At 54.7% G+C, this 26,574-nt stretch carries 42 protein-coding genes; 3 read left to right on the forward strand and 39 right to left on the reverse strand.

The window, feature by feature from the left end; genetic code table 11:
• Positions 1 to 375 precede the first annotated feature (375 nt).
• Complete coding sequence (locus AC2FFB_RS17705; RefSeq protein WP_496690416.1) at positions 376 to 975, forward strand: TetR/AcrR family transcriptional regulator; 600 nt, start codon at positions 376 to 378, stop codon at positions 973 to 975.
• 104 nt (positions 976 to 1,079) lie between these two features.
• Here the strand turns inward: AC2FFB_RS17705 and rplQ are convergent, their stop codons facing one another.
• From rplQ to AC2FFB_RS17760, 11 genes are all read right to left on the reverse strand, one after another.
• Positions 1,080 to 1,502: a 50S ribosomal protein L17 gene (rplQ, locus tag AC2FFB_RS17710; RefSeq protein WP_142639761.1), complete on the reverse strand. Its 423-nt coding sequence runs from the start codon at positions 1,500 to 1,502 to the stop codon at positions 1,080 to 1,082.
• Positions 1,503 to 1,619: 117 nt separating this feature from the next.
• Positions 1,620 to 2,636: a DNA-directed RNA polymerase subunit alpha gene (locus tag AC2FFB_RS17715; protein ID WP_281995981.1), complete on the reverse strand. Its 1,017-nt coding sequence runs from the start codon at positions 2,634 to 2,636 to the stop codon at positions 1,620 to 1,622.
• Between the two features lie 115 nt (positions 2,637 to 2,751).
• Positions 2,752 to 3,141 (reverse strand): 30S ribosomal protein S11, encoded by a 390-nt coding sequence (rpsK, locus tag AC2FFB_RS17720; protein WP_037311698.1) that lies wholly within the window; start codon positions 3,139 to 3,141, stop codon positions 2,752 to 2,754.
• Positions 3,142 to 3,155: 14 nt separating this feature from the next.
• On the reverse strand, positions 3,156 to 3,524 hold the full coding sequence (gene rpsM / locus AC2FFB_RS17725; protein ID WP_142639766.1) for a 30S ribosomal protein S13: 369 nt from the start codon (positions 3,522 to 3,524) through the stop codon (positions 3,156 to 3,158).
• A 266-nt stretch (positions 3,525 to 3,790) separates the two neighbouring features.
• Positions 3,791 to 4,564, reverse strand: a complete 774-nt coding sequence (locus AC2FFB_RS17730) for a hypothetical protein (RefSeq protein WP_496875247.1) — start codon at positions 4,562 to 4,564, stop codon at positions 3,791 to 3,793.
• A gap of 81 nt (positions 4,565 to 4,645) precedes the next feature.
• Positions 4,646 to 5,290 (reverse strand): adenylate kinase, encoded by a 645-nt coding sequence (locus AC2FFB_RS17735; protein WP_142639768.1) that lies wholly within the window; start codon positions 5,288 to 5,290, stop codon positions 4,646 to 4,648.
• Positions 5,287 to 6,651 (reverse strand): preprotein translocase subunit SecY, encoded by a 1,365-nt coding sequence (gene secY, locus AC2FFB_RS17740; protein ID WP_271951986.1) that lies wholly within the window; start codon positions 6,649 to 6,651, stop codon positions 5,287 to 5,289. Before secY ends, AC2FFB_RS17735 begins: the two co-directional genes overlap by 4 nt.
• A gap of 109 nt (positions 6,652 to 6,760) precedes the next feature.
• Positions 6,761 to 7,234, reverse strand: a complete 474-nt coding sequence (gene rplO / locus AC2FFB_RS17745; protein ID WP_142639772.1) for a 50S ribosomal protein L15 — start codon at positions 7,232 to 7,234, stop codon at positions 6,761 to 6,763.
• Positions 7,235 to 7,387: 153 nt separating this feature from the next.
• Positions 7,388 to 8,074 carry a hypothetical protein gene (locus AC2FFB_RS17750; protein ID WP_496875248.1) on the reverse strand — a complete coding sequence of 229 codons (687 nt, stop codon included), beginning with the start codon at positions 8,072 to 8,074 and terminating at the stop codon, positions 7,388 to 7,390.
• A gap of 33 nt (positions 8,075 to 8,107) precedes the next feature.
• The gene (locus tag AC2FFB_RS17755; protein WP_496875249.1) at positions 8,108 to 8,248 is read right to left on the reverse strand and encodes a hypothetical protein; all 141 of its coding nucleotides are present in this window, start codon (positions 8,246 to 8,248) and stop codon (positions 8,108 to 8,110) included.
• A gap of 144 nt (positions 8,249 to 8,392) precedes the next feature.
• A complete protein-coding gene (locus AC2FFB_RS17760; protein WP_142639774.1) occupies positions 8,393 to 8,605 on the reverse strand; it encodes a DUF1127 domain-containing protein in 213 nt (70 codons plus the stop codon).
• Between the two features lie 512 nt (positions 8,606 to 9,117).
• Here AC2FFB_RS17760 and AC2FFB_RS17765 point away from each other — a divergent pair.
• On the forward strand, positions 9,118 to 10,131 hold the full coding sequence (locus tag AC2FFB_RS17765) for a radical SAM/SPASM domain-containing protein (RefSeq protein ID WP_496875250.1): 1,014 nt from the start codon (positions 9,118 to 9,120) through the stop codon (positions 10,129 to 10,131).
• Positions 10,132 to 10,252: 121 nt separating this feature from the next.
• Here AC2FFB_RS17765 and rpmD read toward each other — a convergent pair whose 3' ends face one another.
• The 28 genes from rpmD to AC2FFB_RS17905 form a co-directional block, all read right to left on the reverse strand.
• Positions 10,253 to 10,441, reverse strand: a complete 189-nt coding sequence (gene rpmD / locus AC2FFB_RS17770; RefSeq protein ID WP_008757946.1) for a 50S ribosomal protein L30 — start codon at positions 10,439 to 10,441, stop codon at positions 10,253 to 10,255.
• Positions 10,442 to 10,453: 12 nt separating this feature from the next.
• Positions 10,454 to 11,023: a 30S ribosomal protein S5 gene (gene rpsE / locus AC2FFB_RS17775; protein ID WP_142639778.1), complete on the reverse strand. Its 570-nt coding sequence runs from the start codon at positions 11,021 to 11,023 to the stop codon at positions 10,454 to 10,456.
• A gap of 116 nt (positions 11,024 to 11,139) precedes the next feature.
• Positions 11,140 to 11,499, reverse strand: coding sequence for a 50S ribosomal protein L18 (gene rplR / locus AC2FFB_RS17780; RefSeq protein WP_142639780.1), 360 nt, complete (start codon positions 11,497 to 11,499; stop codon positions 11,140 to 11,142).
• 11 nt (positions 11,500 to 11,510) lie between these two features.
• Complete coding sequence (gene rplF / locus AC2FFB_RS17785) at positions 11,511 to 12,044, reverse strand: 50S ribosomal protein L6 (protein ID WP_058272374.1); 534 nt, start codon at positions 12,042 to 12,044, stop codon at positions 11,511 to 11,513.
• A 12-nt stretch (positions 12,045 to 12,056) separates the two neighbouring features.
• On the reverse strand, positions 12,057 to 12,449 hold the full coding sequence (gene rpsH / locus AC2FFB_RS17790; protein WP_142639782.1) for a 30S ribosomal protein S8: 393 nt from the start codon (positions 12,447 to 12,449) through the stop codon (positions 12,057 to 12,059).
• A gap of 13 nt (positions 12,450 to 12,462) precedes the next feature.
• Positions 12,463 to 12,768: a 30S ribosomal protein S14 gene (rpsN, locus tag AC2FFB_RS17795; RefSeq protein ID WP_142639784.1), complete on the reverse strand. Its 306-nt coding sequence runs from the start codon at positions 12,766 to 12,768 to the stop codon at positions 12,463 to 12,465.
• Between the two features lie 19 nt (positions 12,769 to 12,787).
• Positions 12,788 to 13,348, reverse strand: coding sequence for a 50S ribosomal protein L5 (gene rplE, locus AC2FFB_RS17800; protein WP_142639786.1), 561 nt, complete (start codon positions 13,346 to 13,348; stop codon positions 12,788 to 12,790).
• On the reverse strand, positions 13,341 to 13,652 hold the full coding sequence (gene rplX / locus AC2FFB_RS17805; RefSeq protein ID WP_142639787.1) for a 50S ribosomal protein L24: 312 nt from the start codon (positions 13,650 to 13,652) through the stop codon (positions 13,341 to 13,343). Before rplX ends, rplE begins: the two co-directional genes overlap by 8 nt.
• Positions 13,653 to 13,654: 2 nt before the next feature.
• Positions 13,655 to 14,023: a 50S ribosomal protein L14 gene (gene rplN / locus AC2FFB_RS17810; protein WP_005621870.1), complete on the reverse strand. Its 369-nt coding sequence runs from the start codon at positions 14,021 to 14,023 to the stop codon at positions 13,655 to 13,657.
• Between the two features lie 76 nt (positions 14,024 to 14,099).
• The gene (gene rpsQ / locus AC2FFB_RS17815) at positions 14,100 to 14,330 is read right to left on the reverse strand and encodes a 30S ribosomal protein S17 (RefSeq protein ID WP_037311742.1); all 231 of its coding nucleotides are present in this window, start codon (positions 14,328 to 14,330) and stop codon (positions 14,100 to 14,102) included.
• A gap of 4 nt (positions 14,331 to 14,334) precedes the next feature.
• Positions 14,335 to 14,541 carry a 50S ribosomal protein L29 gene (gene rpmC, locus AC2FFB_RS17820; protein WP_074736205.1) on the reverse strand — a complete coding sequence of 69 codons (207 nt, stop codon included), beginning with the start codon at positions 14,539 to 14,541 and terminating at the stop codon, positions 14,335 to 14,337.
• A gap of 244 nt (positions 14,542 to 14,785) precedes the next feature.
• A complete protein-coding gene (locus AC2FFB_RS17825; protein WP_142639789.1) occupies positions 14,786 to 15,397 on the reverse strand; it encodes a hypothetical protein in 612 nt (203 codons plus the stop codon).
• A 171-nt stretch (positions 15,398 to 15,568) separates the two neighbouring features.
• Positions 15,569 to 15,775: a cold-shock protein gene (locus AC2FFB_RS17830; protein WP_010437077.1), complete on the reverse strand. Its 207-nt coding sequence runs from the start codon at positions 15,773 to 15,775 to the stop codon at positions 15,569 to 15,571.
• A gap of 203 nt (positions 15,776 to 15,978) precedes the next feature.
• A complete protein-coding gene (locus AC2FFB_RS17835; RefSeq protein WP_496690421.1) occupies positions 15,979 to 16,599 on the reverse strand; it encodes a 2OG-Fe(II) oxygenase family protein in 621 nt (206 codons plus the stop codon).
• 143 nt (positions 16,600 to 16,742) lie between these two features.
• On the reverse strand, positions 16,743 to 17,156 hold the full coding sequence (gene rplP, locus AC2FFB_RS17840) for a 50S ribosomal protein L16 (protein WP_085823145.1): 414 nt from the start codon (positions 17,154 to 17,156) through the stop codon (positions 16,743 to 16,745).
• A 12-nt stretch (positions 17,157 to 17,168) separates the two neighbouring features.
• On the reverse strand, positions 17,169 to 17,879 hold the full coding sequence (gene rpsC, locus AC2FFB_RS17845; protein WP_037311761.1) for a 30S ribosomal protein S3: 711 nt from the start codon (positions 17,877 to 17,879) through the stop codon (positions 17,169 to 17,171).
• A complete protein-coding gene (rplV, locus tag AC2FFB_RS17850; RefSeq protein ID WP_039538267.1) occupies positions 17,879 to 18,259 on the reverse strand; it encodes a 50S ribosomal protein L22 in 381 nt (126 codons plus the stop codon). The genes rpsC and rplV overlap by 1 nt, the downstream gene beginning before the upstream one ends.
• A 3-nt stretch (positions 18,260 to 18,262) precedes the next feature.
• Positions 18,263 to 18,541, reverse strand: coding sequence for a 30S ribosomal protein S19 (gene rpsS / locus AC2FFB_RS17855; protein WP_005980699.1), 279 nt, complete (start codon positions 18,539 to 18,541; stop codon positions 18,263 to 18,265).
• A 3-nt stretch (positions 18,542 to 18,544) separates the two neighbouring features.
• Positions 18,545 to 19,387 (reverse strand): 50S ribosomal protein L2, encoded by an 843-nt coding sequence (gene rplB / locus AC2FFB_RS17860; RefSeq protein WP_008757664.1) that lies wholly within the window; start codon positions 19,385 to 19,387, stop codon positions 18,545 to 18,547.
• Between the two features lie 294 nt (positions 19,388 to 19,681).
• Positions 19,682 to 20,593 carry a hypothetical protein gene (locus tag AC2FFB_RS17865; protein ID WP_496875251.1) on the reverse strand — a complete coding sequence of 304 codons (912 nt, stop codon included), beginning with the start codon at positions 20,591 to 20,593 and terminating at the stop codon, positions 19,682 to 19,684.
• A gap of 317 nt (positions 20,594 to 20,910) precedes the next feature.
• A complete protein-coding gene (locus AC2FFB_RS17870; protein ID WP_176797675.1) occupies positions 20,911 to 21,087 on the reverse strand; it encodes a hypothetical protein in 177 nt (58 codons plus the stop codon).
• An 80-nt stretch (positions 21,088 to 21,167) separates the two neighbouring features.
• Complete coding sequence (locus AC2FFB_RS17875) at positions 21,168 to 22,202, reverse strand: fatty acid desaturase (RefSeq protein WP_142639792.1); 1,035 nt, start codon at positions 22,200 to 22,202, stop codon at positions 21,168 to 21,170.
• Between the two features lie 170 nt (positions 22,203 to 22,372).
• Positions 22,373 to 22,669 (reverse strand): 50S ribosomal protein L23, encoded by a 297-nt coding sequence (locus AC2FFB_RS17880; RefSeq protein ID WP_142639794.1) that lies wholly within the window; start codon positions 22,667 to 22,669, stop codon positions 22,373 to 22,375.
• Positions 22,666 to 23,283 (reverse strand): 50S ribosomal protein L4, encoded by a 618-nt coding sequence (rplD, locus tag AC2FFB_RS17885; protein WP_050605826.1) that lies wholly within the window; start codon positions 23,281 to 23,283, stop codon positions 22,666 to 22,668. The genes AC2FFB_RS17880 and rplD overlap by 4 nt, the downstream gene beginning before the upstream one ends.
• Positions 23,280 to 24,005 carry a 50S ribosomal protein L3 gene (gene rplC / locus AC2FFB_RS17890; protein ID WP_142639796.1) on the reverse strand — a complete coding sequence of 242 codons (726 nt, stop codon included), beginning with the start codon at positions 24,003 to 24,005 and terminating at the stop codon, positions 23,280 to 23,282. The genes rplD and rplC overlap by 4 nt, the downstream gene beginning before the upstream one ends.
• Before the next feature lie 18 nt (positions 24,006 to 24,023).
• Positions 24,024 to 24,338: a 30S ribosomal protein S10 gene (rpsJ, locus tag AC2FFB_RS17895; protein WP_008756422.1), complete on the reverse strand. Its 315-nt coding sequence runs from the start codon at positions 24,336 to 24,338 to the stop codon at positions 24,024 to 24,026.
• Positions 24,339 to 24,614: 276 nt separating this feature from the next.
• Positions 24,615 to 24,809 carry a hypothetical protein gene (locus AC2FFB_RS17900; protein WP_281973758.1) on the reverse strand — a complete coding sequence of 65 codons (195 nt, stop codon included), beginning with the start codon at positions 24,807 to 24,809 and terminating at the stop codon, positions 24,615 to 24,617.
• 280 nt (positions 24,810 to 25,089) lie between these two features.
• Positions 25,090 to 25,842: an FkbM family methyltransferase gene (locus tag AC2FFB_RS17905; RefSeq protein ID WP_496875252.1), complete on the reverse strand. Its 753-nt coding sequence runs from the start codon at positions 25,840 to 25,842 to the stop codon at positions 25,090 to 25,092.
• 256 nt (positions 25,843 to 26,098) lie between these two features.
• On the opposite strand from AC2FFB_RS17905, the gene AC2FFB_RS17910 reads away from it, so the two are divergent.
• Positions 26,099 to 26,440 carry a RidA family protein gene (locus AC2FFB_RS17910; RefSeq protein WP_496875254.1) on the forward strand — a complete coding sequence of 114 codons (342 nt, stop codon included), beginning with the start codon at positions 26,099 to 26,101 and terminating at the stop codon, positions 26,438 to 26,440.
• Positions 26,441 to 26,574: the final 134 nt, after the last annotated feature.

Below are 26,574 nucleotides of genomic sequence, written 5' to 3' on the forward strand. Positions count from 1 at the left end.
GGAAACTGCGCGTCTGCGTACTTTTGCGGTCCGAAGGAAACCGAAGCAAGAAGTGCCGCTAAAAGTGTCAGGCATATGCCGGCCTTTGTTTCCGTGGCGCCAAGGAGGATCGCAGCGCAGGCTGCGCTGAGTGCGGCCCCAATAAAAGGCGCGATCCCAAACAGTGGTGTAACTGTGGGCGGATGTGGCGGTACTCCGGCATAGAGAGCACTCAGCATAACGATCTGCAAAACGATAAGTGTCAACAAAGCAGCATTGGCCGCCCGATCTTTCTCATAAATCAAATTCGCCTCCTTTTTCCGTAACAAAGTGTACGGTTGCGTTAAGCCGTAACCCGATGTACGGCTGAGTGTCAACACCATTCAGGAGGCCAGATTGAAAGATCACCTACGCACTGCCCGGCAGGAACAGATCGAAACAGCGGCTTATGAACTGCTCGCAGAAAAAGGTTTCGCGGGAACTTCGATGCTGAGCATCGCCAAACGTGCCCGCTGCTCAAACGAAACGCTTTACAACTGGTATGGCGATAAGCTTGGCTTGTTCCGCACCATGGTGTCACGAAACGCTGCGGAAGCAAAAACGTTGCTTGAAAACGCGCTTGCACAGCGTGAAGCCTCGATCGAAACACTCGACGCCTTTGGGCCGGTATTGCTGGAAATCATATTGGGCGAGAAGGCAGTTTCTCTGAATCGCGCGGCCGCAGCTGACGCAACCGGCCAACTAGGTAAAGCCTTGTCAGAGGCAGGTCGGGAAACGATTTCCCCTCTCCTGGCACAGCTTTTTGAAGCTGCCAGAACCAATGGAGAGCTAGTCAGCAACGATATATCGGACGTGGTTGATTTGTATTTGGGATTGTTGATTGGTGATCTTCAGATCCAGCGCGCGATCGGGCGCACAGAAAAGCCCGATCCGGGAACATTGGCAAGGCGCGCAGAAGCAGCAACCAGACATTTGCAAACGCTTCTCGGGCCCTGACTAAAGCTGACACATACCATGAGCAGAGCGGACTTGCGACTGGCTCCATAAGAAAAACCCCCGCGTCCGAGACACGGGGGTTTTCACATGAAAGCCAGGCATTCTTATTCTTCGTCTGCGGCCTCTTCGGCGGCGGTACGCGCTTTGTCTGCAGCGCCTTTGGCGTCCAGATCGCGGTCAACGAATTCGATGATCGCCATCGGGGCCATGTCGCCATAGCGGAAGCCTGCTTTCAGGATCCGGACATAACCGCCCTGACGCTCGGCATAACGGGGGCCCAGGATTTCAAACAGCTTTGCGACGTCTTTGTCTTCTTTCAGCTGCGATGCGGCCTGACGACGGGCGTGCAGGTCGCCGCGCTTGCCCAGAGTGATCAGTTTTTCAACGATCGGGCGCAGTTCTTTTGCCTTGGGCAGAGTTGTCTTGATCTGCTCATGTTCGATGAGCGAGCCAGCCATATTCGCAAACAGAGCCTTACGGTGCTCATGAGTACGGTTCAGGCGGCGGTAACCACGTGCGTGACGCATTTTCTAGTTCCTTCTTCAGCGTTTTGCTTTGTCTGGCCGGCGATGCGTGTCACCGGCTCTCCTTGGGGCATGATTGCCCGTGCATTCCCCGCAAGCGCGGGCATTGGGAAGACGCGCTTAAAACGCGTCTTCGAATTTCTTCGCCAGATCTTCGATGTTGTCAGGCGGCCAATCCTCGACATCCATGCCGAGGTGCAGACCCATGCCGGACAGCACTTCTTTGATCTCGTTCAGCGACTTGCGGCCGAAGTTCGGAGTGCGCAGCATCTCGGCTTCGGTCTTCTGGATCAGATCGCCAATGTAGACGATATTGTCGTTCTTCAGGCAGTTTGCCGAGCGGACCGACAGTTCCAACTCATCTACTTTCTTCAGCAGCAGCGGGTTGAACTCCAGACCATCATCCTCGTCCTGACGACCAGCCGCTTCCGGCTCATCGAAGTTGACGAAGATCGACAGCTGATCCTGCAGGATGCGCGCAGCATAGGCCAACGCGTCCTCGGGGGTGATCGAACCGTCAGTCTCAATCTTCAGGGTCAGCTTGTCATAGTCTAGAACCTGACCTTCACGCGTCGGCTGAACATCATAGGCGACCTTTTTAACCGGCGAATAGATCGCGTCGATCGGGATCAGGCCGATAGGTGCATCTTCTGGCTTGTTCTTTTCAGCCGAGACATAGCCCTTACCGGTGTTGACGGTCAGTTCCATAAACAGGTCGGCACCATCATCCAAGTGACAGATGACGTGATCGCGGTTCAGAACCTCGATGCCAGCGCTTTCGCTGATGTCGCCTGCGGTGACGATTGCCGGTCCTTTTGCATTGATCGACAGACGCTTGGGGCCTTCGACCTCCATGCGCAGGGCGACCTGCTTTAGGTTCAAAATGATGTCGGTGACGTCTTCACGCACGCCTGCAACCGAACTGAATTCGTGCAGGACGTTGTCGATCTGAACGCTGGTGATGGCCGCACCTTGCAGCGAGCTCATCAGAACGCGGCGCAGTGCGTTGCCCAGTGTCAGACCAAAGCCACGCTCCAGCGGTTCTGCAACCAGCGTTGCCTGGCGCGCAGGGTCGTTGCCCGGCTTGCTTTCCAGCTGGGTTGGCTTGATCAATTCTGCCCAATTCTTGTGGATCATGTAATCCCTCCATTCCTGTCCGCGCCCCATGACCAACAAGGTGCAGACGCCCGAGGTTCAAAATGACGTGCTGGGGCCGTGCGAAAATGCGGGCCCCAGCTCAATTCTAATTCGCTTAGACGCGGCGGCGTTTCGGCGGGCGACAGCCATTGTGAGCGATCGGCGTCACGTCGCGGATCGACGTGATGTTGAAGCCCACTGCAGCCAGTGCGCGCAGAGCCGATTCACGACCCGAACCGGGGCCCTGAACTTCGACTTCCAGCGTCTTGACGCCGTGATCCTGCGCCTTTTTACCTGCGTCTTCCGCAGCCATCTGAGCAGCATACGGTGTAGATTTACGCGACCCTTTGAACCCCATGGTCCCGGCCGACGACCATGCAATGGCGTTGCCTTGCACGTCCGAGATCAGGATCTTGGTATTGTTGAAGGTCGAATTCACATGGGCCACGCCCGATGCGATATTCTTGCGCTCTTTTTTCTTGGTACGAGTCTTTTCGCGTGCCATCGGTCAGACCCTCCTTATTTCTTCTTGCCAGCAATGGCCTTTGCGGGGCCTTTGCGGGTACGAGCGTTGGTATGGGTACGCTGACCGCGAACGGGCAGGTTACGACGATGACGCAGACCGCGGTAGCAACCCAAATCCATCAGGCGCTTGACGTTCATCTGAACTTCGCGACGCAGGTCACCTTCGACGGTGAAGTTTGCGTCGATATGTTCGCGGATGGCCAGAACTTCGGAATCCGACAGCTCATTGACGCGACGGTGCGCTTCAATGCCTACGGCTTCGCAGATGGCCTGCGCCGAGGTGTTGCCGATACCGGTGATATATGTGAGGGCGATAGGTACCCGCTTTGCAGTCGGGATGTTTACGCCGGCAATACGTGCCACGTGTCACTTTCCTTTTTGTTGCGGTTCCGTAACTCCAGAACCTTTTTTCACAACACAATCCTAACAGGCAGGTTGCAACTGATTTCAAACGATACCTCCGCTTCTCTGACGCAGTCAGACAGTGGAATCATCGCCAGCTTGAGATAGCGCTGGGTATGGTGATTTTACTAGGGCGTCAACCCCTGTTAACTGACATCATTTAGAAGAGGATGAACCAGGCCCTTTTTCAGAAGAGAGGCCGCCTAAATCAAAAAAGACCAATCAGCTTAGTCCAGCGGAAAATAGGACATTTCTGGAAGAAATTGCCAGTCTACTTCTTCGTTTATGGTGCGCATGCTGGTTGAATCAATCTCATCACGCCATTTCTGGTTCCCATAGTATTCTTTGTAATACTCCCGAGATTTGCCGTGATCTTTAGTTGAAGCATCCAGCGGCGAAAAATCTTGGGATGGCGTTAGCAAAAATGGCTTCAATGAAGCGAACAATGATTGCTGATCAACGGCAAAGTCTTCATGCCGAACGACACTGAAGTTTATGTCTGCCGCAGCTAGACGTTTTTGAAAATTCGAAAACGCAAGCATCTTGATGTTGTACAACTCAATCGCGCCTACTTTGCGCCCACCAAGCCGTTCACGCCCTACTGTTCGCCATCTTTTCTCCAAAAACTCATTGAGGCTAGAAACTGAATGTCCGTGGACATGATACGGTCGCTTGTACAAGCCGAGAACCCAAGAGGCGGGATGGCGCACACAGAATATCAAATGGCTATCAGCAAACGGCGAGACGTCGTCAAAGTTCGTTGTTGTATGCTTCCAAGCCGAAAGTGGATTACAACCAACAAAAACGCGGTCCGTTGCCCATTCCTGTAACGCTCCTGGAATCCTCAGCTTTTGGGCCAGTTGAATCTTTCTAAAGAATTTTGAATCTAAGTCACCGGCCGTTGAAGGCGCAACACGGCTGCTCGAATTCTTCCGAATTAGTGACGTAAGCGCGTTTGTAGATGTGTTTCTCTCACCGAAAATCTTAACAACATCTGGCATAACAAATCGCTTTTCGATGTCCGCAGCACTTATGAAGGGTAGTCAGCGGCCCTTTGACTTGACACTCTGCCTCTGCTTGGGTCAACCCAGAACGGCCTCAATCGACGCAGTCACTTCCTTGATATCGGCCAACCCATTGACCGGGCGAAGATCGCCTTTGGCGTAGTAATAACCAATCAGCGGCGACGTCTTTTTGTAGTACTCCATCAACCGCGTGCGCAGGCTGTCTTCGTTGTCGTCGGCGCGACGCGTGAACTCTTTTTGCTCACCACAGTTGGTGCAGCGACCATCTGCCGGGATCGGCTTGGTCTTGTCATTATAAACTTCGCCACAGCCCGAACAGGTCGAACGTGCGGTGATCCGATCCACCAGGGCATCGTCATCCACCCGCATCTCGATCACAGTGTGCAGTGACTGGCCCAGCTTGGTCAGCAAAGCCGCCAATGCGTCGGCTTGTGCCAATGTGCGGGGGAAACCGTCAAAGATGAAACCGGCACCGGTTTCGGTGGTCAGCTTCTCTTCGATCAGGCCGATGACAATCTCATCGGTGACCAGCTTGCCGGCATCCATGATGGCTGCGACCTTCAGGCCCATCTCGGTGCCCGAGGTTTTGGCTTCGCGCAGCATATCTCCGGTGCTCAACTGCACCATGCCGCGTGTTTCAACAAGATGACGCGCTTGCGTTCCTTTACCCGCCCCCGGGGGGCCCAGAAGAATGATGTTCATCGACGAGCGGGTCCCTTCCTGCCGCGTTTCTTACCCTTCCCGCGCAGTTGGGACTTTTCGATAAGCCCTTCGTATTGATGCGCCAGCAGGTGGCTCTGAACCTGTTGGATCGTATCCATGGTCACAGAGACGATAATCAGAACCGAAGTACCACCGAAATAGAACGGAATGGCAAACTGGCCCCGCAGGATTTCAGGCAGCAGACAAACCGCCGCCAGATAAGCCGAACCCAGAACCAGAACGCGGTTGACCACGTATTCCAGATACTCGGCGGTTTTCTTACCCGGACGGATACCCGGCACAAAACCGTTCTGCTTTTTCAGGTTATCCGCCACGTCATCCGGTTTGAACGAGACGTTGAACGTGTAGAAATAAGCAAAGAATACGATCATCGAGGCAAAGAACAGCAGGTACAGAGGCTGACCAGGTCCAAAATTGGCCAGCAGCCAGGACATGATCGGCCCGTTGGTCGCACCCGATGAGAAGGTTGAGATCGTCACCGGCAGCAATAGCAAAGAGCTGGCAAAGATCGCCGGGATAACGCCAGCCGGGTTCACTTTGACCGGCAAGTGGCTCGAGCCGCCTTCATAGATCTTCATACCGGCCTGACGGCGCGGGTATTGAATATGGATCTTGCGCAAAGCGCGCTCCATGAACACCACAAAGGTGATCACGGCGATGACCATGACGATCACCCCGATGATTACTGCGGGGCTGATTGCGCCGCTGCGGCCACTTGCGAAGAACTGAGCCAACGCTGCCGGAACCTCGGCGATGATGCCAACGAAAATAATCAGAGAGATACCGTTGCCGATGCCGCGCGCGGTGATCTGCTCACCCAGCCACATCAGGAACATGGTGCCGCCAACCAGTGTAATCATAGTCGACAGACGGAAATAGAGGCCCGGATCAGTCGCCAGATCGCCCGACTCCAGCGAAACGGCCAAGCCATAGGCCTGAACGGTGGCCAGCGCCACGGTGCCGAAACGGGTATATTGGTTGATCTTCTTACGACCCTGCTCGCCCTCTTTCTTGAGCTGTTCGAGCGCGGGAACCATCGAGGTCAGCAGCTGAATGATGATCGAGGCCGAGATGTAAGGCATGATGCCGAGGGCAAAGATACCCATCCGCCCAAGCGCCCCGCCGGTGAACATCGAAACCATACCGCCGATGCCCTGCCCCGCTTGCTCCATGAACTCACGCAGGGCCTGTCCGTCGATCCCCGGCACCGGTATAAAAGTGCCCAGGCGATAGACGATCAACAAACCCAGTGTGAACAGGATGCGGTTGCGCAGATCGGTGGCTTTGCCCAAAGCAGCCCAGCTAGTGTTGGCTGCCATTTGTTCTGCTGCTGATACCATAAATCGGTCTCTCTTATGAAAACACCGCCCGGAACCGTTTTCCGGCTCGGGCGGCGTCTTGGAAAACTCTGAGGTCTATGTAAGCGGGTCTTGGCCCGCTCACAAGCGCTTACTCTGCCGCAGCGGCTTTTGTGACCGTCAGTGAACCGCCCGCTTTTTCGACTGCCTCAACGGCAGCTTTCGAAGCACCAGTTACTTCCAGGGTCACCTTGGCGCTGATTTCGCCTTTGGCCAGAACGCGGATACCGTCCAGTTTACGGCGAACCAGACCGGATGCAACCAGTGCGTCCTCGGTGATCGCGGCTTTGGCGTCCAGCTTACCGGCGTCGACGAATTTCTGGATCAGGCCCAGGTTGATAACGGCAAACGCCTTGCGGTTCGGCTTGTTAAAGCCACGCTTGGGCAGGCGTTGGTACAGCGGCATCTGGCCACCTTCGTAGCCATTGATGGCCACACCCGAACGGGATTTCTGACCTTTGATACCACGGCCACCCATTTTACCTTTACCGGAACCGGGACCACGGCCGACGCGGGTCCGTTTCGGTGTGGCGCCTGGGTTGTCGCGCAATTCATTCAGTTTCATTTCGCTTCTCCTTCGCCGGAAATGACCCCGAAGCGTGATGGGTCAAACACGGCATTTCTTGGTTTTGATTCTTGCGGCGCAGTACGCCACCGGAGCCCGATACAGCTTTGTGGCTGAGGATGCAAGTTTTGAAGTGAACAACACCCAAACTGTCTAGCCTTCAGCATTTTGGATTGGCGCGTCCAGTGGATTAATCCGGTGTTTGGCCAGAAGCTTACCCACCAGGCTGTCTGGATCTGGCAGGCCATTATACCTGTTCCTCAGAATCGAACGCATCCGGCGACCATAAAAGTGAATTGAAACTGTGTCCTCGTGGAAGAACCTGGATAAATCGGCGTTTGGGCGTGCCAAAGCGCGCCGTCTGGTAAAGTTCACCGGATAGAACACATGCTCAGGCAGAACAAATTGGTGTTCGCCGGTTTGCCGTAAAGCCCAGGCAAAGGCTGACGGACCCCATGCGCCCCAATATTGCGCGGGCACATTGATCGGATCACCTGCATCCTGTGCCGCACGAAGGGGTTCCTGATATCGTTTGGGCAGCCATGGCGGAATCCGATATGGGTCCGTTGTATATTCGATGAGCAGATCCAGCGCCGGGCTGTCTGACGGAATGCCCAATACGCCGATCGCAATCTCTCCTTCGAGCATTCCGTAAAAATGCCCGGTCTCCGTTGTGAATGGACGCATGCAATAGGCGTCCGTATCCGCCCATATCAAATCGGGCTCCTGCGCCAACATGCGGTATCGGAACTTGTCCGAATGCGGCGCCGGGCTACCAGTACGGCTATGCGCAATGAATTCTGTGCCAGGCATCACATCGCGCGCATCGCGGGTATCCACACCTTCAGGTATCCCGGAGACATTCCCATAGGTCTAGAGGCGAACGGATTGACCGGCATCCAGATAGGATTTGATGCAGAGCTGCTCGAGAAAGCTCAGCGGGCCATCCACCCACAACATGCCGATCTGGTAGTCTCGCACTGTGTCAGCCTCGTCATCGCGTTGTTGGGACATAGCCCCCTCTAATAATTCTCATGGAAAATTTCCAAACGATCCACAATGCAGAGTGAGCAATTTCACCGTGCCTGTGCCTTTCAAGCACGCAGAATCAAAAGAGACGCCAAATGGCGCCTCGGTGTTGTTCATCCTGCCAGGTTCTCAGCAGTAGACGTGCTTATGCGCAATATCACTTATATCGCACCGGCGGATACCAATGTCGTTCAGTTCACGATCAGTCAGGTTCTGAAGCTCTGAATAGGTGCGGCCGAATTCGGCGCGCAGGGCATAGGCCTCTTTCACGCGTGCGATCAGAGTTGTGATGCGGGCGGTCAGACCAAAGCCTTCGCGGGAAAAAGTTGCTGTGTTTGCCATTTCTATATTCCTTTCTAAACCGGAGCGTATTCTCCAGATTTCGTTTGCGTTCCTATTTGGGACAAAGCTCAAATAAGAACGCCAGATAACGCTAACAACAGAAGATTCGGTCTGGCCGGTATGCATTGAGGGAATGGCAGTGAAAACACTGTTTAGACATCCCACTACAGGCTTTCGTTGAAATAGACCTTTGGATTTCTCGTCTAAAGATAAGATTTATCAAATTTATATATTTTAATATCTTTTTTCTTTTACGGACCCATATTTTCACTATTCTATCACGTATCCGTGAACTATCGGGCTATTTCGGCCTGTTTTACCATTTCCGCCTCGCACGTTTAGGGCGTCCTCGACTTCATGAATGAGGATACTCCATGCCTTTGGTTTCAAGCGTTATTAGAAGGTTGCGCTGGATTCAGCGCCGTCCTTCCTTGAAGCAATCGGCAAACCTGTTGCGCAACATTCGGGGCTATCTTCTTCACTCTCAACAAGCCGCCCCGCTGCCGTCTTTGGTGAAAATTGATATTTCGCCGCTGTGCTCACTAGCCTGTCCACATTGCGTCCATGGGAATCCGGCAGGTCGTGACCGACCCTTGCTCAGCGATCAGAAGTTCGGGAAACAGGACAAGCTTAGCCTTCAGCAATACCAGCATATCATCGACCAGATCAAAGATCGCGCGCTTGGCGTCAGCCTGTTCTACTATGGCGATCCCCTGGTGCACCCGGACCTCACCGACATGATCCGGGCCACGACCGCAGCCGGTTTGGAAAGCCATATCACCACCCATTTCAGCTATCGGCTAAAAGCCGAGAGGATTCATGACCTGGTCGATGCCGGGCTTAGCCATATCACAATCTCAGTTGATGGCGCGACGCAGGAAAGCTTTCAGGTTACCCGTGTTCGCGGACGCCTGGATTTCGTTCTGAACAACCTGCGACTACTGGCTGGCTATAAAAAGAGGAAGGGTCTGAAATCTCCGTTCATAGAAATACAGCATATCTCTTTCCCCCATCACGCCGAGGATGAACTGGATCAGGTGAAGGCCATCGTAGACGAGATTGGTATCGACGCCTTTACCACGTTTGAAGGGCTACGGTTCGATGCAAATGGAGATCTGTACAACGTCGTAGACGACGATCCCGATCGGATTGAAAATGGCCCGCCCCTGTCATCATCCCTCACCCCAAGGTGCCATTGGCCCCACAGCAGCACGGTCATTCGCTTTGATGGCGATGTGATTCCCTGCTGTCTCTGGCGATCCGGCCGCCAATATGTTTCCGACAAGAACCGTGACCCGCATGTGTTGGGAAATGTTTTCGACGAACCACTTGAAACCATCTGGAACAACGAAAAATACAAAGCTCTGCGCCGGCAGGTCTGGAACCCGCGTGCTCATTCCAAACGCGAAGCAGCAGCCAGTTTTTGCGATGGATGCCCCAGGCTGTACGAAAAACCAGGCAGAGAACCTTCGTTGCGCCATGAAGTCGACATTGAGTTTGCAGAAAAAAAGGCGCTCGGGACATAGCCGAGTTTGCGCCGAGGCACTGAACAGCACCATAAGACGAGCCGGAAAAAAAAGACCGGCCAAACAAGAAAACGCCCCCGATCAGATCGGAGGCGTTCTTAAGTCTTCAAAGAACTCGCGATTAGCCGCGTTCTTCGATGATCTCTACCAGATGCGGGATCTTGTTGACCATGCCGCGGACCGAAGGAGTATCCTCCAGCTCACGGGTTTTGTGCATCTTGTTCAAGCCCAGACCGATCAGGGTCGCGCGCTGTTCGGCGGGGCGGCGGATCGGGGAACCGATCTGCTTGACGACGATGGTTTTTGCCATGGGTCGCTCTCCTTATGCTTCTGCTTCAGCAGCAACAGGCGCTTCGTCCCGCTTGGGCAGGATGTCAGCAACTTTCTTGCCGCGACGCTGTGCAACCGAACGCGGGCTCTGCTCTTTTTGCAGGCCGTTGATGGTGGCGCGGATCATGTTGTACGGGTTCTGCGAGCCCAACGACTTGGACACGACGTCCTTGACGCCCAGCATTTCGAACACAGCACGCATCGGACCACCGGCGATGATACCAGTACCTTCAGGTGCCGAGCGCATAACCACTTTACCGGCGCCGTGACGGCCTTCGATATCGTGGTGCAGGGTCCGACCTTCGCGCAGCTGCACGCGGATCATCTGACGCTTGGCTTGTTCAGTCGCCTTACGGATGGCCTCGGGTACTTCTTTTGCTTTACCCTTGCCAAAGCCGACGCGGCCCTTCTGATCGCCGACAACCACCAGAGCGGCGAAGCCAAAGCGCTTACCACCTTTTACGGTTTTCGACACGCGGTTGATCGCGACCAGACGGTCTGCGAATTCCGGAGTTTCGTCGCGGTCGCGGCCACGGCCCCGACGGTTTTCACGTTCTGCCATTTGGCATCCCTTTTCTCATGTGGCGCATTACGGCGCCGTTGTTTCAATCCAAGTGAGCCTCGACTATTGCCGAGGCCCCCGGATCATCGGGGCAGCTGAGGCGCTGCCCGCAAGTCTTAGATCTTCAGACCACCTTCACGCGCAGCGTCGGCGACAGCCTTCACTTTGCCGTGGAACAGGAAGCCGCCACGATCGAAATAAGCCTCTTCGACGCCTGCCTTCTTGGCACGCTCGGCGATGGCTGCGCCCACTTTCGTAGCCGCTTCGACGTTGTTTGTGCCAACTACACCCAGATCTTTTTCCAGGGTCGAGGCCGAGGCCAGGGTCACACCACGAACGTCGTCGATCAGCTGAGCGCTGATGTTCTTGTTCGAACGGTGAACCGACAGGCGTACACGACCTGCATTGACCTTGCGAAGTTTGTTCCGAACGCGCAGGCGGCGCTTCAGAAACAGGGTTCTTTTGCTGTTTGCCATTGTTTGCGTCCTTACTTCTTCTTGCCTTCTTTGCGGAAGATGAATTCGCCCTTATAGCGGATACCCTTGCCTTTATACGGCTCGGGACGGCGCCATTCGCGGATTTTCGCCGCGACTTCGCCCACCTGCTGCTGGTCGTTACCTTCCACAATGATCACGGTCTGCTTCGGTGCGGTGATGGTGACACCTTCCGGAGCAACGAAATCAACGTCGTGGCTGTAGCCCAGGTTCAGCTTCAGGGTGTTCCCCTGCATCTGAGCCCGGTAACCAACACCCTGGATCTCCAGCTCTTTTTTGAAGCCTTCGGTCACACCGGTTACCAGATTGGCAACCATGGTGCGGCTCATGCCCCATTGCTGGCGGGCACGTTTGGACATGCCACGCGGGTTGATTTGAACCACATTGTCTTCGACCGACAGCGTAACGTCATCAGTCGCAGTGAAGCTACGGGCACCTTTCGGGCCTTTGACTTCGATGGTCTGGCCGGAAACCGAGGCGGTTACACCGCTGGGCAGTTCGACCGGACGTTTACCAATACGAGACATTGACAGACCTCCTTAGAAGACGGTGCAGAGCACTTCGCCGCCAACATTGTTGGAGCGTGCATTCTGGTCCGACATCACACCTTTCGGAGTGCTGACAATCGACACACCTAGACCCTGACGGACCTGCGGGATGTCATTGACGCCCATGTATACGCGACGACCGGGCTTGGAGACCCGCTTCAACTCGCGAATGACAGGGGTGCCTTCGTAGTATTTCAGGCTGATTTCGATGGCCGGATGACCGTTTTCACCGGTCATCTTTTCGTAGCCACGGATGTAACCTTCGTCCGCCAGCACGTCCAGAACCCAGGCGCGCAGTTTCGACGCCGGAGTGTTTACAGTGGACTTGCCGCGCATTTGCGCGTTGCGGATACGGGTGAGCATATCGCCGATAGGATCGTTCATATCTATGTCTCCCTTACCAGCTCGATTTCACCATGCCGGGGATCTGACCTGCAGAACCCAGCTCGCGCAGCATGATACGGCTGACCTTCAGCTTACGATAGTAAGCATGAGGACGACCTGTCAGCTGACAGCGGTTGTGAAGACGAGTTGCCGAGCTGTTGCGCGGCAGTTTCGCCAGTTTCAGACGCGCTTTGAAACGCTCTTCCATCGGCTTGCTCTCGTCATTCGCGATTTCTTTCAGCTCGGCACGCTTTGCGGCATATTTGGCCACCAGGCGTTCGCGCTTCTTCTCGCGTTCGATCATTGCTTTTTTAGCCATGTCTCAATCCTCCCGGCGCTTAAGCGTTGAACGGCATGTTGAACGCTTTCAACAGGCTTTTCGCTTCAGCGTCGGTTTTCGCTGTGGTGGCAATTACGATATCCAGGCCCCAGACCTCGTCGACCTTGTCGAAGTCGATTTCCGGGAACACGATGTGCTCTTTCATGCCCATGGCAAAGTTGCCACGACCATCGAAAGAAGGCTTAACACCGCGGAAGTCACGAACGCGCGGCAGCGCGATGGTGATCAGACGATCCAGGAATTCATACATCCGGTCACCGCGCAGGGTAACTTTCGCACCCAGCGGCATGTCTTCACGGACGCGGAAACCCGCGATCGACTTCTTCGCCAGTGTTGCAACAGCCTTTTGGCCTGCAATCGCGGTCAGATCTTCAACAGCGGCTTTCGCCTTCTTCGAGTCTCTGACGGCCTCTGCACCACAACCGATGTTCAGAACGATCTTTTCCAGCTTGGGCAGCTGCATATCGCTCTTGTAACCGAACTCTTCTTTCAGAGCGGCACGGATGGTTTCAGCGTACTGAGCTTTCAGACGCGGGGTGTAGGTTGCGGTATCAAGCATCGATCACGTCCCCCGTGGTCTTGGCAAAACGAACCTTCTTGTCACCTTCCATGCGGAAGCCAACGCGGGTTGCTTTACCGTTTTTGTCCAGCAGAGCCAGGTTCGACAGCTCAATCGGGTTTGCCTGAGGCAGGCGACCACCTTGCGAGGTCTGCGACTGGCGGGTGTGGCGAATGGCGATGTTCACGCCATCAACAACGGCTTTACCGGCTTTCGGGTCGACCGAGGTGATAGTTCCCTCTTTGCCCTTGTCCTTGCCAGCCAGCACGACGACCTTGTCGCCTTTGCGGAGTTTAGCAGCCATGATTACAGCACCTCCGGAGCAAGCGAGATGATTTTCATGAAGTTCTTCGCGCGCAGTTCACGAACAACAGGGCCAAAGATACGGGTACCTACGGGCTCGTTGTTGTTGTTCAGAATGACGGCGGCGTTGCGATCGAAACGGATCGCGGTGCCGTCTTCGCGACGGACTTCTTTGGCGGTGCGTACGACGACGGCCTTACGGACGTCACCTTTCTTTACGCGGCCGCGTGGGATGGCTTCCTTCACCGAGACGACAATGATGTCGCCTACAGAGGCGTATTTACGCTTGGAACCACCCAGGACCTTGATGCACTGAACTCGGCGTGCGCCGGAGTTGTCAGCGACATCCAGATTGGTCTGCATCTGGATCATGTGGTTTCTCCCGACCTGTGGGGGCTGGTCTTGTTAGATCCCCCAGGGTTTCGACAAATGGGAAAATCCCGGAGGCTTACGCTTCCAGAACTTCCCAACGTTTCGTCTTCGATTTCGGCGCGCATTCGATGATGCGAACTGTATCGCCGACCTTGAAGGCGTTCTTTTCATCGTGAGCCCGGTATTTCTTGGACTTACGGATGGTTTTCTTCAGAACCGGATGCGTAAAGCGGCGCTCGACGGATACGGTTACAGTCTGTGCGTTGGCATCGCTCGTTACGGTGCCGGAAAGGATACGCTTAGGCATAGGATTACTCCTCCGATGCCGCAGCAGCGGCCTTTTCGTTCAGGATGGTTTTAACGCGGGCGGCGTTGCGGCGGGCCGCTTTGATGCCAGCGGTGCTTTCCATCTGACCGGTTGCCTGTTGAAAGCGCAGGTTAAAGCTTTCTTTCTTCAGGTTGGCCAGTTCCTCGCGGAGCTGGTCAGGGGTCTTGTCACGCAGTTCTTGGGCGTTCATCGCCTTTTCCTTTGCTCAAAACACCAGAAGGCCCCTATGCAGGGTCACCTTTGACCTGGTGGATGAATGATAGACATACGAATCCCCCGACTCGGCCGGGGGAACGCAAGATGCCGCTCTATAGGGGGTTCTGGGGTGGGTGGCAAGGGAAAGTATGGAGGATTGATCGAGAGGCCGTTTTTAGCGCTCTGCTCACTTGAGCAACCAGCGACGGGCACGAGATGTTTGAACCGAATTTGGAAGCCTATTCGCTCTTGGAGCGAATTCCATCGAAACCTCTTCCCCAAACCAATCCAGAGTTCGGCAGCATATGCGCCTGCTTCAAAACTATCTTTAGCTCTGGAGAATACAGCACCTTTACCGTTCGTTCGTCATCCCCTGATACATGCTCACGCACCAGAACTTCCCAAACTTTGTATTTACACGTTCCAACCCGTTCAATTCGATTTTTCTGGAACTCAACCGTTACAGTGCCGAGTAAGGCTTCTTTATCGCCATCTTGTATCGTGAAGCCTGACTGCCACTCTTTTTGCTGCTCTAGGTCATCTAAGGAACTAACTGATTGCTCGTATGAACGCTTTGAGGCGGTGAACTTCATAAAGGTCTCGCCGAACAGCAAAGGATGCGCGTAGTGGCTAGCGAAACCTATGCGCCTAGAGTCTTCGGTTCTCAACTCAACGACAAACCCCGTCTCAACAACGGTTTGAACTCGTAAAAGCCATGTTCCGCCATAGTCCAACCAGACGCCTTTACCGACATCTACACGGGTTGGGCACGTCGCAAGTGCAGGTGCGACGGCCAACGCCAAAAAAAGTGAAACCGCTAGTACAACCTTTGCTGGTTTTGGCGCGCCCATGGTTTACTCCCACAAAATAGAAAAGCTGGCATTAATCTCGCCACCCTAGGCCTCGTTGACAGGTGCGTTGAATGCACCAGCCATTACAGCATGTAGACATCCCACTCACAAACGCAAAACGCGGCCTCGTTTGCACGAGACCGCGTCTTCAACTGTCTAAGTCTGAGTGACTTACGCCAGAGCGATGTTCACAGCCGACTCACGACCGTCACGGCCGGGTTCGATGTCGAACGTTACTTTCTGGTCGTCGGCCAGGCCGGTCAGACCCGAGCGCTCGACAGCAGAGATGTGTACAAACACGTCTTTGCCACCGGTCTCCGGTGCGATGAAGCCAAAACCTTTAGTTGTGTTGAACCATTTTACGGTGCCGTTGGCCATATCCGTAGTCTCCTAGTAAATTGCTGTCCGCGGAATTGCGACAGCGCGGCGTTGTCGGTCTGGATCGAAAGACTGAACGCCGATATTCGGGAGACAGTGGTCGAAAAAGAAAAACGTAAGCGCCCCCCACATCGTTTATCTGACGACACAATGCAAGAACTTTTCACACATTCCTTTGAATCAGAGTCCCTTAAACGACCGTGCTAGTCCCATTTATAGTTAAAGCTGACGGAAATCCGCTCATCCTCGGCCATGTTCATCGGCACCTCGTGGCGCAACCAGCTCTCCCATAGCAAGACATCGCCAACCTGAGGCTTCACATAGATGAATGGCTGCAGGTCCCGACGCCCCCCTTTCATACGCGTGGGCGCTGCCATCATGCGGCCCGAGCGCGGGTCTTCAAGCTTCAGCGCGCTAGCGCCTTCGGGCATCGAAACATAAGTCGTGCCCGAGATCACGCTGTGTGGGTGCAGGTGGCTGGAGTGCATTCCGCCCTCGGGCAAAATGTTGATCCAAAGGTCTTCAAGCTTTAGTTCACCCTCACCCAGATCAAACTCCAGATCCTTAGCAAAAGCTGCAACGTGCTGGTCCAGCAACTTAACCAGATCGGCAAAGATCGGGAACCGCCAGGGCAGATCGGTCAGCGAGGCATAGCTGGTGTAGCCGGGATAGCCGTTTTCTTCGCACCATTCCTGCCCGGCCTCATCATCCTCGGCAATGACAAGACAGGAGCTTTCCAGTTCCTCCGGGTCGATCTTGGGATCGAACTCGGACAAAGCTGCGCGATAGAGGCGGGTGACAAAAAGTGATTCAATCTGTGCCATGGGCCTGTCTTAAACCAGCCTCTCGATGAAGGCGATGGGTGTTTTGCGAGGCTGTCGCGGGGGCAGCGCCATCAAACCAAAAACCCCCGCCGGTTTCCCGACGGGGGTCAATCTTGTCGCGAGCGGGGTCGCCCCCGGGTCGCTTACCAGTCTTCGCGAACCACGACGCGAGTCTTGATCGGCAGCTTCATCGCAGCCAGGCGCAGGGCCTCGCGGGCGATGTCGTCATTGACGCCGTCGATTTCGAACATCACGCGGCCAGGCTTGACTTTGCATGCCCAGCGGTCGACCGAACCTTTACCTTTACCCATACGAACTTCGATCGGCTTAGCCGTAACCGGAGTGTCGGGGAAGATGCGGATCCAGACACGACCCTGACGCTTCATGTGACGCGTCATGGCACGACGTGCAGCTTCGATCTGGCGTGCAGTTACACGCTCAGGCTCAAGAGCTTTCAGTCCATAGGTGCCAAAGTTCAGATCAGAGCCGCCCTTGGCTTCACCCTTGATCCGGCCTTTGTGCATCTTGCGGAATTTAGTACGCTTTGGTTGAAGCATATCTTTCCCTCCTTAGCGACGACCGCCACCAGCACCACGAGGTGCAGGGCCGTCCTGGAGTTCCTGTGCTTTACGGTCACGTGCCTGCGGATCGTGCTCCATGATCTCACCTTTGAAGATCCAGACCTTGATCCCGATGATCCCATAAGGAGTCATCGCTTCGGCTTGTGCGTAATCGATGTCGGCGCGCAGCGTGTGCAGAGGCACACGGCCTTCGCGGTACCACTCGGTCCGTGCGATTTCGGCGCCACCCAGACGGCCAGCGACGTTCACCCGGATACCCAGAGAGCCCATACGCATGGCGTTCTGGACAGACCGCTTCATCGCGCGACGGAACGAAACCCGGCGCTCCAGCTGCTGAGCGATAGACTCGGCAACCAGCTGTGCGTCAAGCTCGGGCTTGCGCACTTCGACGATGTTCAGGTGCAGTTCGCTGTCTGTCATCAGGGCGATTTTCTTGCGCAGAACTTCAATGTCCGCGCCTTTCTTGCCGATGATGACACCCGGACGTGCAGTGTGGATCGTAACGCGGCACTTCTTGTGCGGACGTTCGATGATCACACGGGCGATGCCGGCTTGCTTGCACTCTTTGTTGATGAACTCACGGATCTTCAGATCTTCCAGCAGAAGATCACCGTAGTCCTTGGTATCGGCGTACCAGCGGCTGTCCCAGGTGCGGTTCACCTGAAGGCGCATGCCGATCGGATTTACTTTATGACCCATTAGGCTTGCTCCTCAACTTGACGCACCTTGATGGTGATCTCCGAGAACGGCTTCATGATCTTGCCGAAACGGCCACGGGCCCGAGGGCGACCGCGTTTCATGACCAGGTTCTTACCAACCCATGCTTCGGCAACGATCAGCTCGTCGACGTCCAGGTTGTGGTTGTTCTCAGCGTTGGCGATTGCGGACTGCAGGCACTTTTTGACGTCCTGCGCGACACGCTTGTTCGAGAAAGTCAGGTCGGTCAGAGCCTTCTCAACTTTCTTGCCGCGGATCATCTGCGCAACCAGGTTCAGTTTCTGCGGGCTGGTACGGAGCATGCGCGTTTTTGCCATTGCTTCGTTTTCAGCCACGCGGCGGGGGTTCTTTTCCTTGCCCATGACTTACTTCCGCTTCGCTTTTTTGTCAGCGGCGTGACCGTAATAGGTGCGAGTCGGCGAATACTCACCGAACTTCTGACCGATCATGTCTTCCGAGACGTTGACGGGGATATGCTTCTGGCCGTTGTACACACCAAAGGTCAGACCCACGAACTGGGGCAGAATGGTGGAACGACGCGACCAGATTTTGATAACTTCGTTGCGGCCCGACTCGCGCGCTGCTTCGGCTTTTTTCAGCACGTAAGCATCGACGAAAGGACCCTTCCAAACAGAGCGAGACATGGATTAACGTCCCTTCTTCTTGGCGTGCCGCGAGCGGATGATCAGCTTCTGGGACGCTTTGTTTTTGTTGCGAGTACGCTTACCCTTGGTGTCCTTACCCCAAGGCGTAACCGGTGTACGGCCACCCGAGGTACGGCCTTCACCACCACCGTGCGGGTGATCGATCGGGTTCATAGCAACACCACGAACCGACGGACGCACGCCTTTGTGGCGCATACGACCGGCTTTACCGAGGTTTTGGTTGCTGTTGTCGGGGTTGGACACGGCACCAACGGTGGCCATGCATTCCTGACGGACCATGCGCAGCTCGCCCGAGCTCAGACGGATCTGAGCATAGCCGCCATCGCGACCAACGAACTGAGCGTAAGTACCAGCCGCACGTGCGATCTGACCGCCTTTGCCAGGCTTCATCTCGATGTTGTGGACGATGGTACCAATGGGCATGCCCGAGAACGGCATTGCGTTGCCCGGCTTGATGTCGGCCTTGGCGGATGCCACGACTTTGTCACCAACAGCCAGACGCTGCGGAGCGAGGATATAGGCCTGCTCGCCGTCTTCGTATTTTACCAGTGCGATGAATGCGGTCCGGTTCGGGTCATATTCGATCCGTTCGACGGTTGCCGCGACATCAAATTTATTCCGTTTGAAGTCAACGATCCGGTAGAGACGCTTTGCGCCACCGCCGCGGCGGCGTGAAGTGATCCGTCCGGTGTTGTTCCGGCCGCCCGATTTGGTCAAACCCTCAGTGAGAGACTTGACCGGACGTCCTTTCCAAAGCTCCGAACGGTCGATCAGCACCAGCCCGCGCTGGCCCGGCGTCGTCGGCTTGTACGACTTGAGTGCCATGCTTTCTGTCTTCCGTTTAGCAAGTGCGGGGATTTCCCCGCTATGTGATAGGCCCCCGTAGGTGCCAAGGGTATAGGGCCCCGAAGGTCCCCGGTTTCAAATATCATAGGCCCCGGAACGAATCCGAGGCCGTAAGATTGGGTGCATATAGCCGTGTTGGGGGTGGGTGTCTATAGGGTCTCAAGACTTCTTTTTATTGGAGCTTTCTAATGGTTCAAACCTATCAGAGTGATATATAACCCTAACCGCTGTTAACGCCAAATTTTCTGGTAGTAGCTAATCACCATCTTTGGTTCAGCTCAGAAGGGCGAACTTTTCTTCTGCCACTCGAACAAATTCAGCGCGTCGTTCAGCAATTGATGAAGAAAGCCTATTCGCATCATCTATGGCTTTTTCAATATGTGCTGGCATATCCATTTCGTCATGAATCGAAGGATCAAAAATCCCTTCTAGTTTGTGGTTGGCCCGGAGCCCGCCAGAACTTTCTGCCAACAGTCCACGCAACTCTTGAAGCTCACTCAGCAATTCCGGAAATTGATCACACAGAGGCTCAACAAGAAATTTCCTTTCCGGCACGTCCCATTCAAAGCACATATTGTCTAATTTTTCCGACTGTACCGAATGCCATGTGTTTCCAAAATTGTGATCTTTGATGAACATAGCCAGTCCCGTGGAACTACCAAAATCGCCCAAGAATTTCTGATATAGATCATAGTCTCGCGACAACTTTGCTCTGTCTACTTCTCTTTGGTATTTTGCATCCAAAATACCCGGCAAATCCTCCAGAAAGTGAGCTAACAAACTGTAAAGTAGCGCTAAGCCTATAAGGATCACTCCAAACACGCCGCTCTGGTCTTGCCCATCATACGCCGGGATTGATTGACTGAAAAAGTGCGCTACCAATGCACTCAGCAGCCACTGGATTAATCCTTGAAAAAAATACGAGTCTAGTAATATCGCTGAGCCAATACCAATCACCCAACGAACAATCTTTTTGTGAAACGGCGGGAAAAGGTAGTTGATTAACCATTTGACCAACTTCTTTCCCTCATCCAACAGCTCTTCCACACTTGGGATCACTTTGTAGATCTTTCTTAGTTTGGAACATTTTTTGATTGTTGCGCCACGTTTCGGCTCCCGCTCAAATTGAAACGGATAATCAAAACCCGAAATCATAACAACCCCGCTTTCCACTTGGTCAACCAAGCGCGGGACAAGGCCGAAGGCCACCGCGCCGGCGACTGCCCGTCCCGGCGGGCTGGCGCTTTGGGGACGTTTGCGCCTCGATAGGAATTCGGATGCGTTTGGCACCATAAAGTACGCTGTTCAGCCCTTGCAGCGCCATCCCACGGGCAGTCACCGGCGCGGCTCACGGACATAACCCAACAAAAAAACCCGCTCTCGCGGGGGCCAAATATCTCTCTCCAAAGACGAGGCCGACCAGAGGCTGGCGAACACGTCAATGGATGCCATTTTCCAGTGTTACACCAGAAGCCTCAACGCTCACCCAAAGCCCCGCAAGATCACTTCTTGTCGCGCGCGGCCTTCTCTTCTTTGGTCAGTTTGGCGTTCCAAACATTCTTGCTCAAACCCAGCTCAGCGGGCGCGGGTTTGGTTTTGCCGATGCTGACTTTGCCTCCTTTATCCAGGAACTCCTGAATAAGGGCTTCATCTGTTGTTTCTTTGGGGACATGTTTCATACCAGCGACCGTATCCGCATCACACGCCGGGGGCAACGACCGGATTTCCGGCTATCGTTCACACCATCTGACCGATCCCGTCACCCATACAGCGCGCGCGCTTCGGCAAAGGACAGCAGGCGGCGGTTCTTTTCATCCCACAGGTGCAGCCGCGCGTTGGCGAGGCTCTCGCGGATGGTCATCCGGTTGCTGTTGGCCAATTCCTCATGATCCCGCAGCACTTCGGTCAGGCGATAGAACGGGATGCGACTGTACAGATGGTGTACGTGGTGGATGCCGATATTGGCCGTGAACCACTGCAATACGGATGGCAGGATGTAATGCGAACTTCCGTGCAGGGCGGCCTCGTGCAGTTGCCAGTCCTGATCAGGGTCCCATTGCGTCTCTTCGAATTGGTGTTGGACATAGAACAACCAGACGCCAGCGGTCGCGGCGATAAGCGTCGAGGGCAGGAAAATCAGCAGCACCGGCATCAGGCCACCAAAATAGTAGATGGCCCCCAGTGCGGCCAGAATGGCCAGGTTCGTCGCCATCGCGCTGACCCAGAATTTCGGAATACCGGTCAAGCCAAGCGGGAGGCGGTTTTGAAACAGGAACAGATAGCCGGGCCCAAAGCCAAACAGGGTGATCGGGTGGCGATAGAGCCGGTAAAATAACCGGTTCAAGGGCGTCAGCGCCCGGTATTCGGCCACCGTCAGCGTATGGATGTCTCCCATCCCGCGCTTATCCAGATTGCCAGATGAGTTGTGATGCGAGGAATGTGTGCGCCGCCAAACATCGTAAGGCGTCAGCGTCAGCACCCCGAGCCCCCGACCGACCCAGTCACTGACCGTCCGGTTCGTAAAAAATGCCCCGTGACCGCAATCATGCTGAATGGCAAACAGACGCAACAGAAAGGCCGCGTTCAGAACCGAGATCGCAAGCGCTAGCCAATAGCTCACCGACAAAGACATCCAGGCCAAGGCCCAAAGCGCTATGAAGGGAACACAGGTAACCCCCAGCTCGAACCAGCTACGCGGTTGGCTTGGCTCTCGATATTTGGCCAGCGTCGACACCCAGTCCCGCGCGACAGTCACATCCGGGTTGTCCCGGGTCGAGAGAGTGGATTGGGTCATGCGCCTGCCATATCGTTTGTTTGTTCCATACCGGATAGACGACCCCACCGGCATAGCAATCATTTTCTGTTCGAGACGCTGGGAATGGCGCTCAACTTTTGGTGTCACTACCTAAAGAAAAACCCCCGCTTTCGCGGGGGTCTTAATGGTTTGTCCAAAGACAGGCCCGATCAAAGACCGGTGGAAATGTCGATGGTGTTACCCTCTTCAAGGGTCACATATGCTTTTTTGACGTCTTTCCGCTTGCCCAACTGGCCGCGGAACCGCTTGACCTTACCTTTGGTCACAGAGGTGTTCACCGCTTTGACCTTCACACCAAACAGTGCCTCAACGGCCTCTTTGATCTGTGGCTTGTTGCTGTCAATCGCAACCTCAAAGACAACCGCGCCATTTTCGGACGCCATGGTCGACTTTTCGGTGATGATCGGCTTGCGGATCACGTCGTAGTGTTCTGCCTTCGCGCTCATTTCAGTCGAGCCTCCAGTGCTTCGACAGCCGCTTTGGTGAGCACCAGAGTGTCACGCTTGAGGATGTCATAAACGTTTGCACCCATCGACGGCAGGATATCCAGACCTTCGATGTTACGCGACGCCTTCAGGAACCCTTCGTTCACGGTCGCCCCGTCGATGACCAGAGCGCGTTTCCAACCCAGGTTTGCAACCTGCTTGGCCAGAGCGGCGGTCTTGCCTTCGGCTTCGGCGTTCTCGATCACGACCAGTTCACCAGCTGCCATTTTGGCAGACAGCGCGTGGCGCAGACCAAGTTTACGGAACTTTTTCGGCAGGTCATGACCATGCGAACGCACGACCGGACCTTTGTAAACGCCACCACCCCGGAAGATCGGTGCCGAACGGGCGCCGTGGCGTGCGCCACCGGTGCCTTTTTGGCGATAGATCTTCTTGGTTGAGTAGGACACTTCCGAGCGGGTCTTGACCTTGTGGGTGCCAGCCTGCGCGTTGTTACGCTGCCAACGGACCACACGGTGCAGGATGTCCGCGCGCGGCTCCAGGCCGAACAGGTCTGCATCCAGCTCGATGTTGCCGGCTTTGCCGCCGTCCAGTTTGATTACATCAAGTTTCATGCTTCACCACCTTCCGCGGGAGCTTCTTCCGCAGGTGCTTCGGTTGCAGCCGATTTCACAGCAGCCGGGAAAGGCAGGCCTTCCGGTGCTTTCTTCTTGACGGCGTCCTTGACGGTAACCCAACCGGATTTCGGTCCGGGAACGGCGCCTTTGATGAAGACCAGACCACGGTCGGCGTCGGTTTTGACGACTTCCAGGTTCTGGGTTGTTACACGGGCAGCACCCATGTGACCGGCCATCTTTTTGCCTTTGAAAACCTTGCCCGGATCCTGACACTGGCCAGTTGAACCGTGCGAACGGTGGCTGATCGAAACACCGTGTGAGGCGCGAAGACCACCGAAGTTCCAGCGCTTCATTGCACCGGCAAAGCCTTTACCGATCGAAGTACCCGAAACGTCAACTTTCTGACCTTCCAGGAAATGCTCTGCCGAAATCTCGGCGCCTACTTCGATCAGGCCATCTTCGGAGACGCGGAACTCGACCAGCTTACGCTTGGGTTCAACCTTGGCAGCGGCATAGTGACCGCGCATGGCTTTCGAGGTGCGTTTTGCCTTGGCAGCACCGGCACCCAGCTGAACAGCAGTATAGCCGTCCTTCTCGTCCGTGCGCTGTGCAACAACCTGCAGGTTGTCCAGGTGAAGAACGGTCACAGGGATCTGCTTGCCGTCTTCCATGAACAGGCGGGTCATGCCGACTTTTTTTGCGATAATACCAGAGCGCATAATCTATACCCTCCGATCTTACGACTGCAGCTTGATCTCGACGTCCACACCAGCCGCGAGGTCGAGCTTCATCAGCGCGTCAACGGTCTGGGGGGTCGGATCAACGATGTCGAGCAGACGCTTGTGCGTGCGGATCTCGAACTGGTCGCGGGATTTCTTGTCAACGTGAGGGCCACGGAGAACCGTGAACTTCTCGATCTTGTTCGGCAGCGGGATCGGGCCGCGCACGTTCGCGCCGGTCCGCTTGGCAGTGTTGACGATCTCTTGCGTGCTGGCATCCAGAACGCGATAGTCAAATGCCTTCAGCCGAATACGGATATTTTGGCTTTGCATAATAACAGCCTTTTATCAGGCGTTGAGGTTGAGAGGAGGACAAGCGCGCATCGCCAACCCTCATCGAACCCAAAAGGCGGGAATCACCCCGCCTTGATGTTCTTATAGAGAACTCGCGCGATCTACAGGGGTGTGAGGGGTTTGGCAAGGGGGGAAGTTCAAACAAGTCGAATGCGCGCACCTGGCTCATACCCTATGCGTAGATTTTCTGAATTTGGGTGTCGTGACAAGATCAACTCAATCTAAAATGGTCCACCAGATTCCTGTACTGAATGCTTAGGGATTTTCTTGGACAGACACAAAAAGCCAAAGCAAGATAATTGCCCCAAACGGGTTGATAAACAGTGCTGCCACCTGCCAAAGTAATCGATCTTGTCCGCGCCGCTCTGCCATATCCCCCACTAGCGCAAACAGTTGCCAGATCGCCCAGAGCAAAAAGGCCAGAAACAAGAGGATGAATATTGCTTCCATCGTGTGTCTTCACTCTGCCCTTGTTCGTAACGTTCGATATGTCATCAGTGCAACTGAGGCGATACATGTTTCTAACTTCAAATTGGTTGAGGCTTGCACGACCTCTTTCAGATTTGTGGGCGCAGAGTAACCTCATCTCGATCCGAACCTCTGGAAAGGCCGTCCTTTGAGGAGCGGCCACTTTCACGGATAGCGAAAAGCGGGGCGTCTCCCAGCGCGATAGACTCAACGCCTTCGCGGACAACACAACTCGCGTTGCATGCGGAAAGATGCCCTTAGACTATGTCTTGGCTACCCGTGCCGCCATACGAGACAGTCTGGAATCCTGATAGTCGAACACTGAGCTTTCGAATGGGGCAAAAATGGCATCGCAATCGGTCGCTTCTGCAGACGGTGGCCTGACGAATTCGTGTAGCTCAAACCCGTGATCTGCCATCGCGGCGACAAAATCGCTGAACCTATAACCGCCGTGATACCGACGCCGTACAGAGACTTCAGCCAATACAAAGGTGCATTTTTTTAGCATCTCCGATGCACCTTTAATAACCTCGATTTCAAAACCTTCCGTGTCGATTTTCAATCCGAAAGGTTCCTTGTAGGAAGACGCAATCTCATCCAGTGTTTTTACCGGGACTTGTCGCTCTTCAACTTGCGAGGTGTGCTGGATTGCCGCTTCGTCAAACTCCTGCATCGTTGCCCGTGTGCCGAGCCAACGATCGCCAACTGTTGGAATTCGAAGAGTCGTCTGTCCGCTTTCGGCACCAACTCCGCAAGCATGGAAATCAAAATCGATCTTGTCGCCCCAGTTTTTCCGTACTTTGGTTTCGTAATCCGAAATGGGCTCGACCAGCACAAACTTGGCTGCGGGGAAAGCCTCGTACAAATGCTCGGTTCCCGAGGCCACCCCGACATCGAATACTGTCTCGACCTCAAAACCCAGATTACCGATATAGGCACCCGTCTCCTTCATTGGCGAAACCTGATATCCTCGCCGCTTCAGGCGTTTGGACAGTCGTTCTACGGTTTCGTCCATGTCGAAGTATCCTTCTTGCGGTTTCGCCCGATGCAATCCACTGAAACCAACTAGAGAGCACTTCAACGGCAAAAGCGCAATCTGGTATACTGTGTCGCTGGCAAGCTAGCCTAGGCGCGGCGAAATGCAATCGACCCGCGGCGTCTCCGACCAGTTCAACTTTTCTGAAAGTTACTCAAGCGGTTTCCGTTTGCCATGCGGGGCATCTTATGACCATGAACGCGTGCATCAAACAGGAAACAGCGAGATCACTCCAATGATAGAACGCATCGAAACCGGCGAGAGATCGTCCAAAATCGTTAAACATAATGGTGTGGCCTATTTGACCGGGCAAGTCGCCGAAGGTGATACCATTCAGGAACAGGTGCGTATTTGCCTTGGGAAAATTGACGACCTTCTAGAGCGCGTAGGTTCATCACGGGAAAAAATGCTGCGTGTGACCATCTGGCTGGCCGATATGAAGGACTTTGCTGGTTTGAACGAGGTCTGGAATGCTTGGGTTCCTGCAGGATACGCACCTGCGAGGGCGTGTGGCGAAGCAAAACTAGCGCGGCCCGAACTGAAGGTGGAATTCATAGTGGACGCCGCATACGACTAAAGCATGCTGCTTCTTTAGGAATTCCCCGTCTTGAATTACCAAATTCAAACAGAAAAAGCCCGCCCCCGTTTGGGGCGGGCTTTTTTGTTTCGACGGTTAGGTCTGAGACTATTCGACGAACGATCTCATCACCG

The organism is Ruegeria sp. YTSA219 (assembly GCF_059609985.1).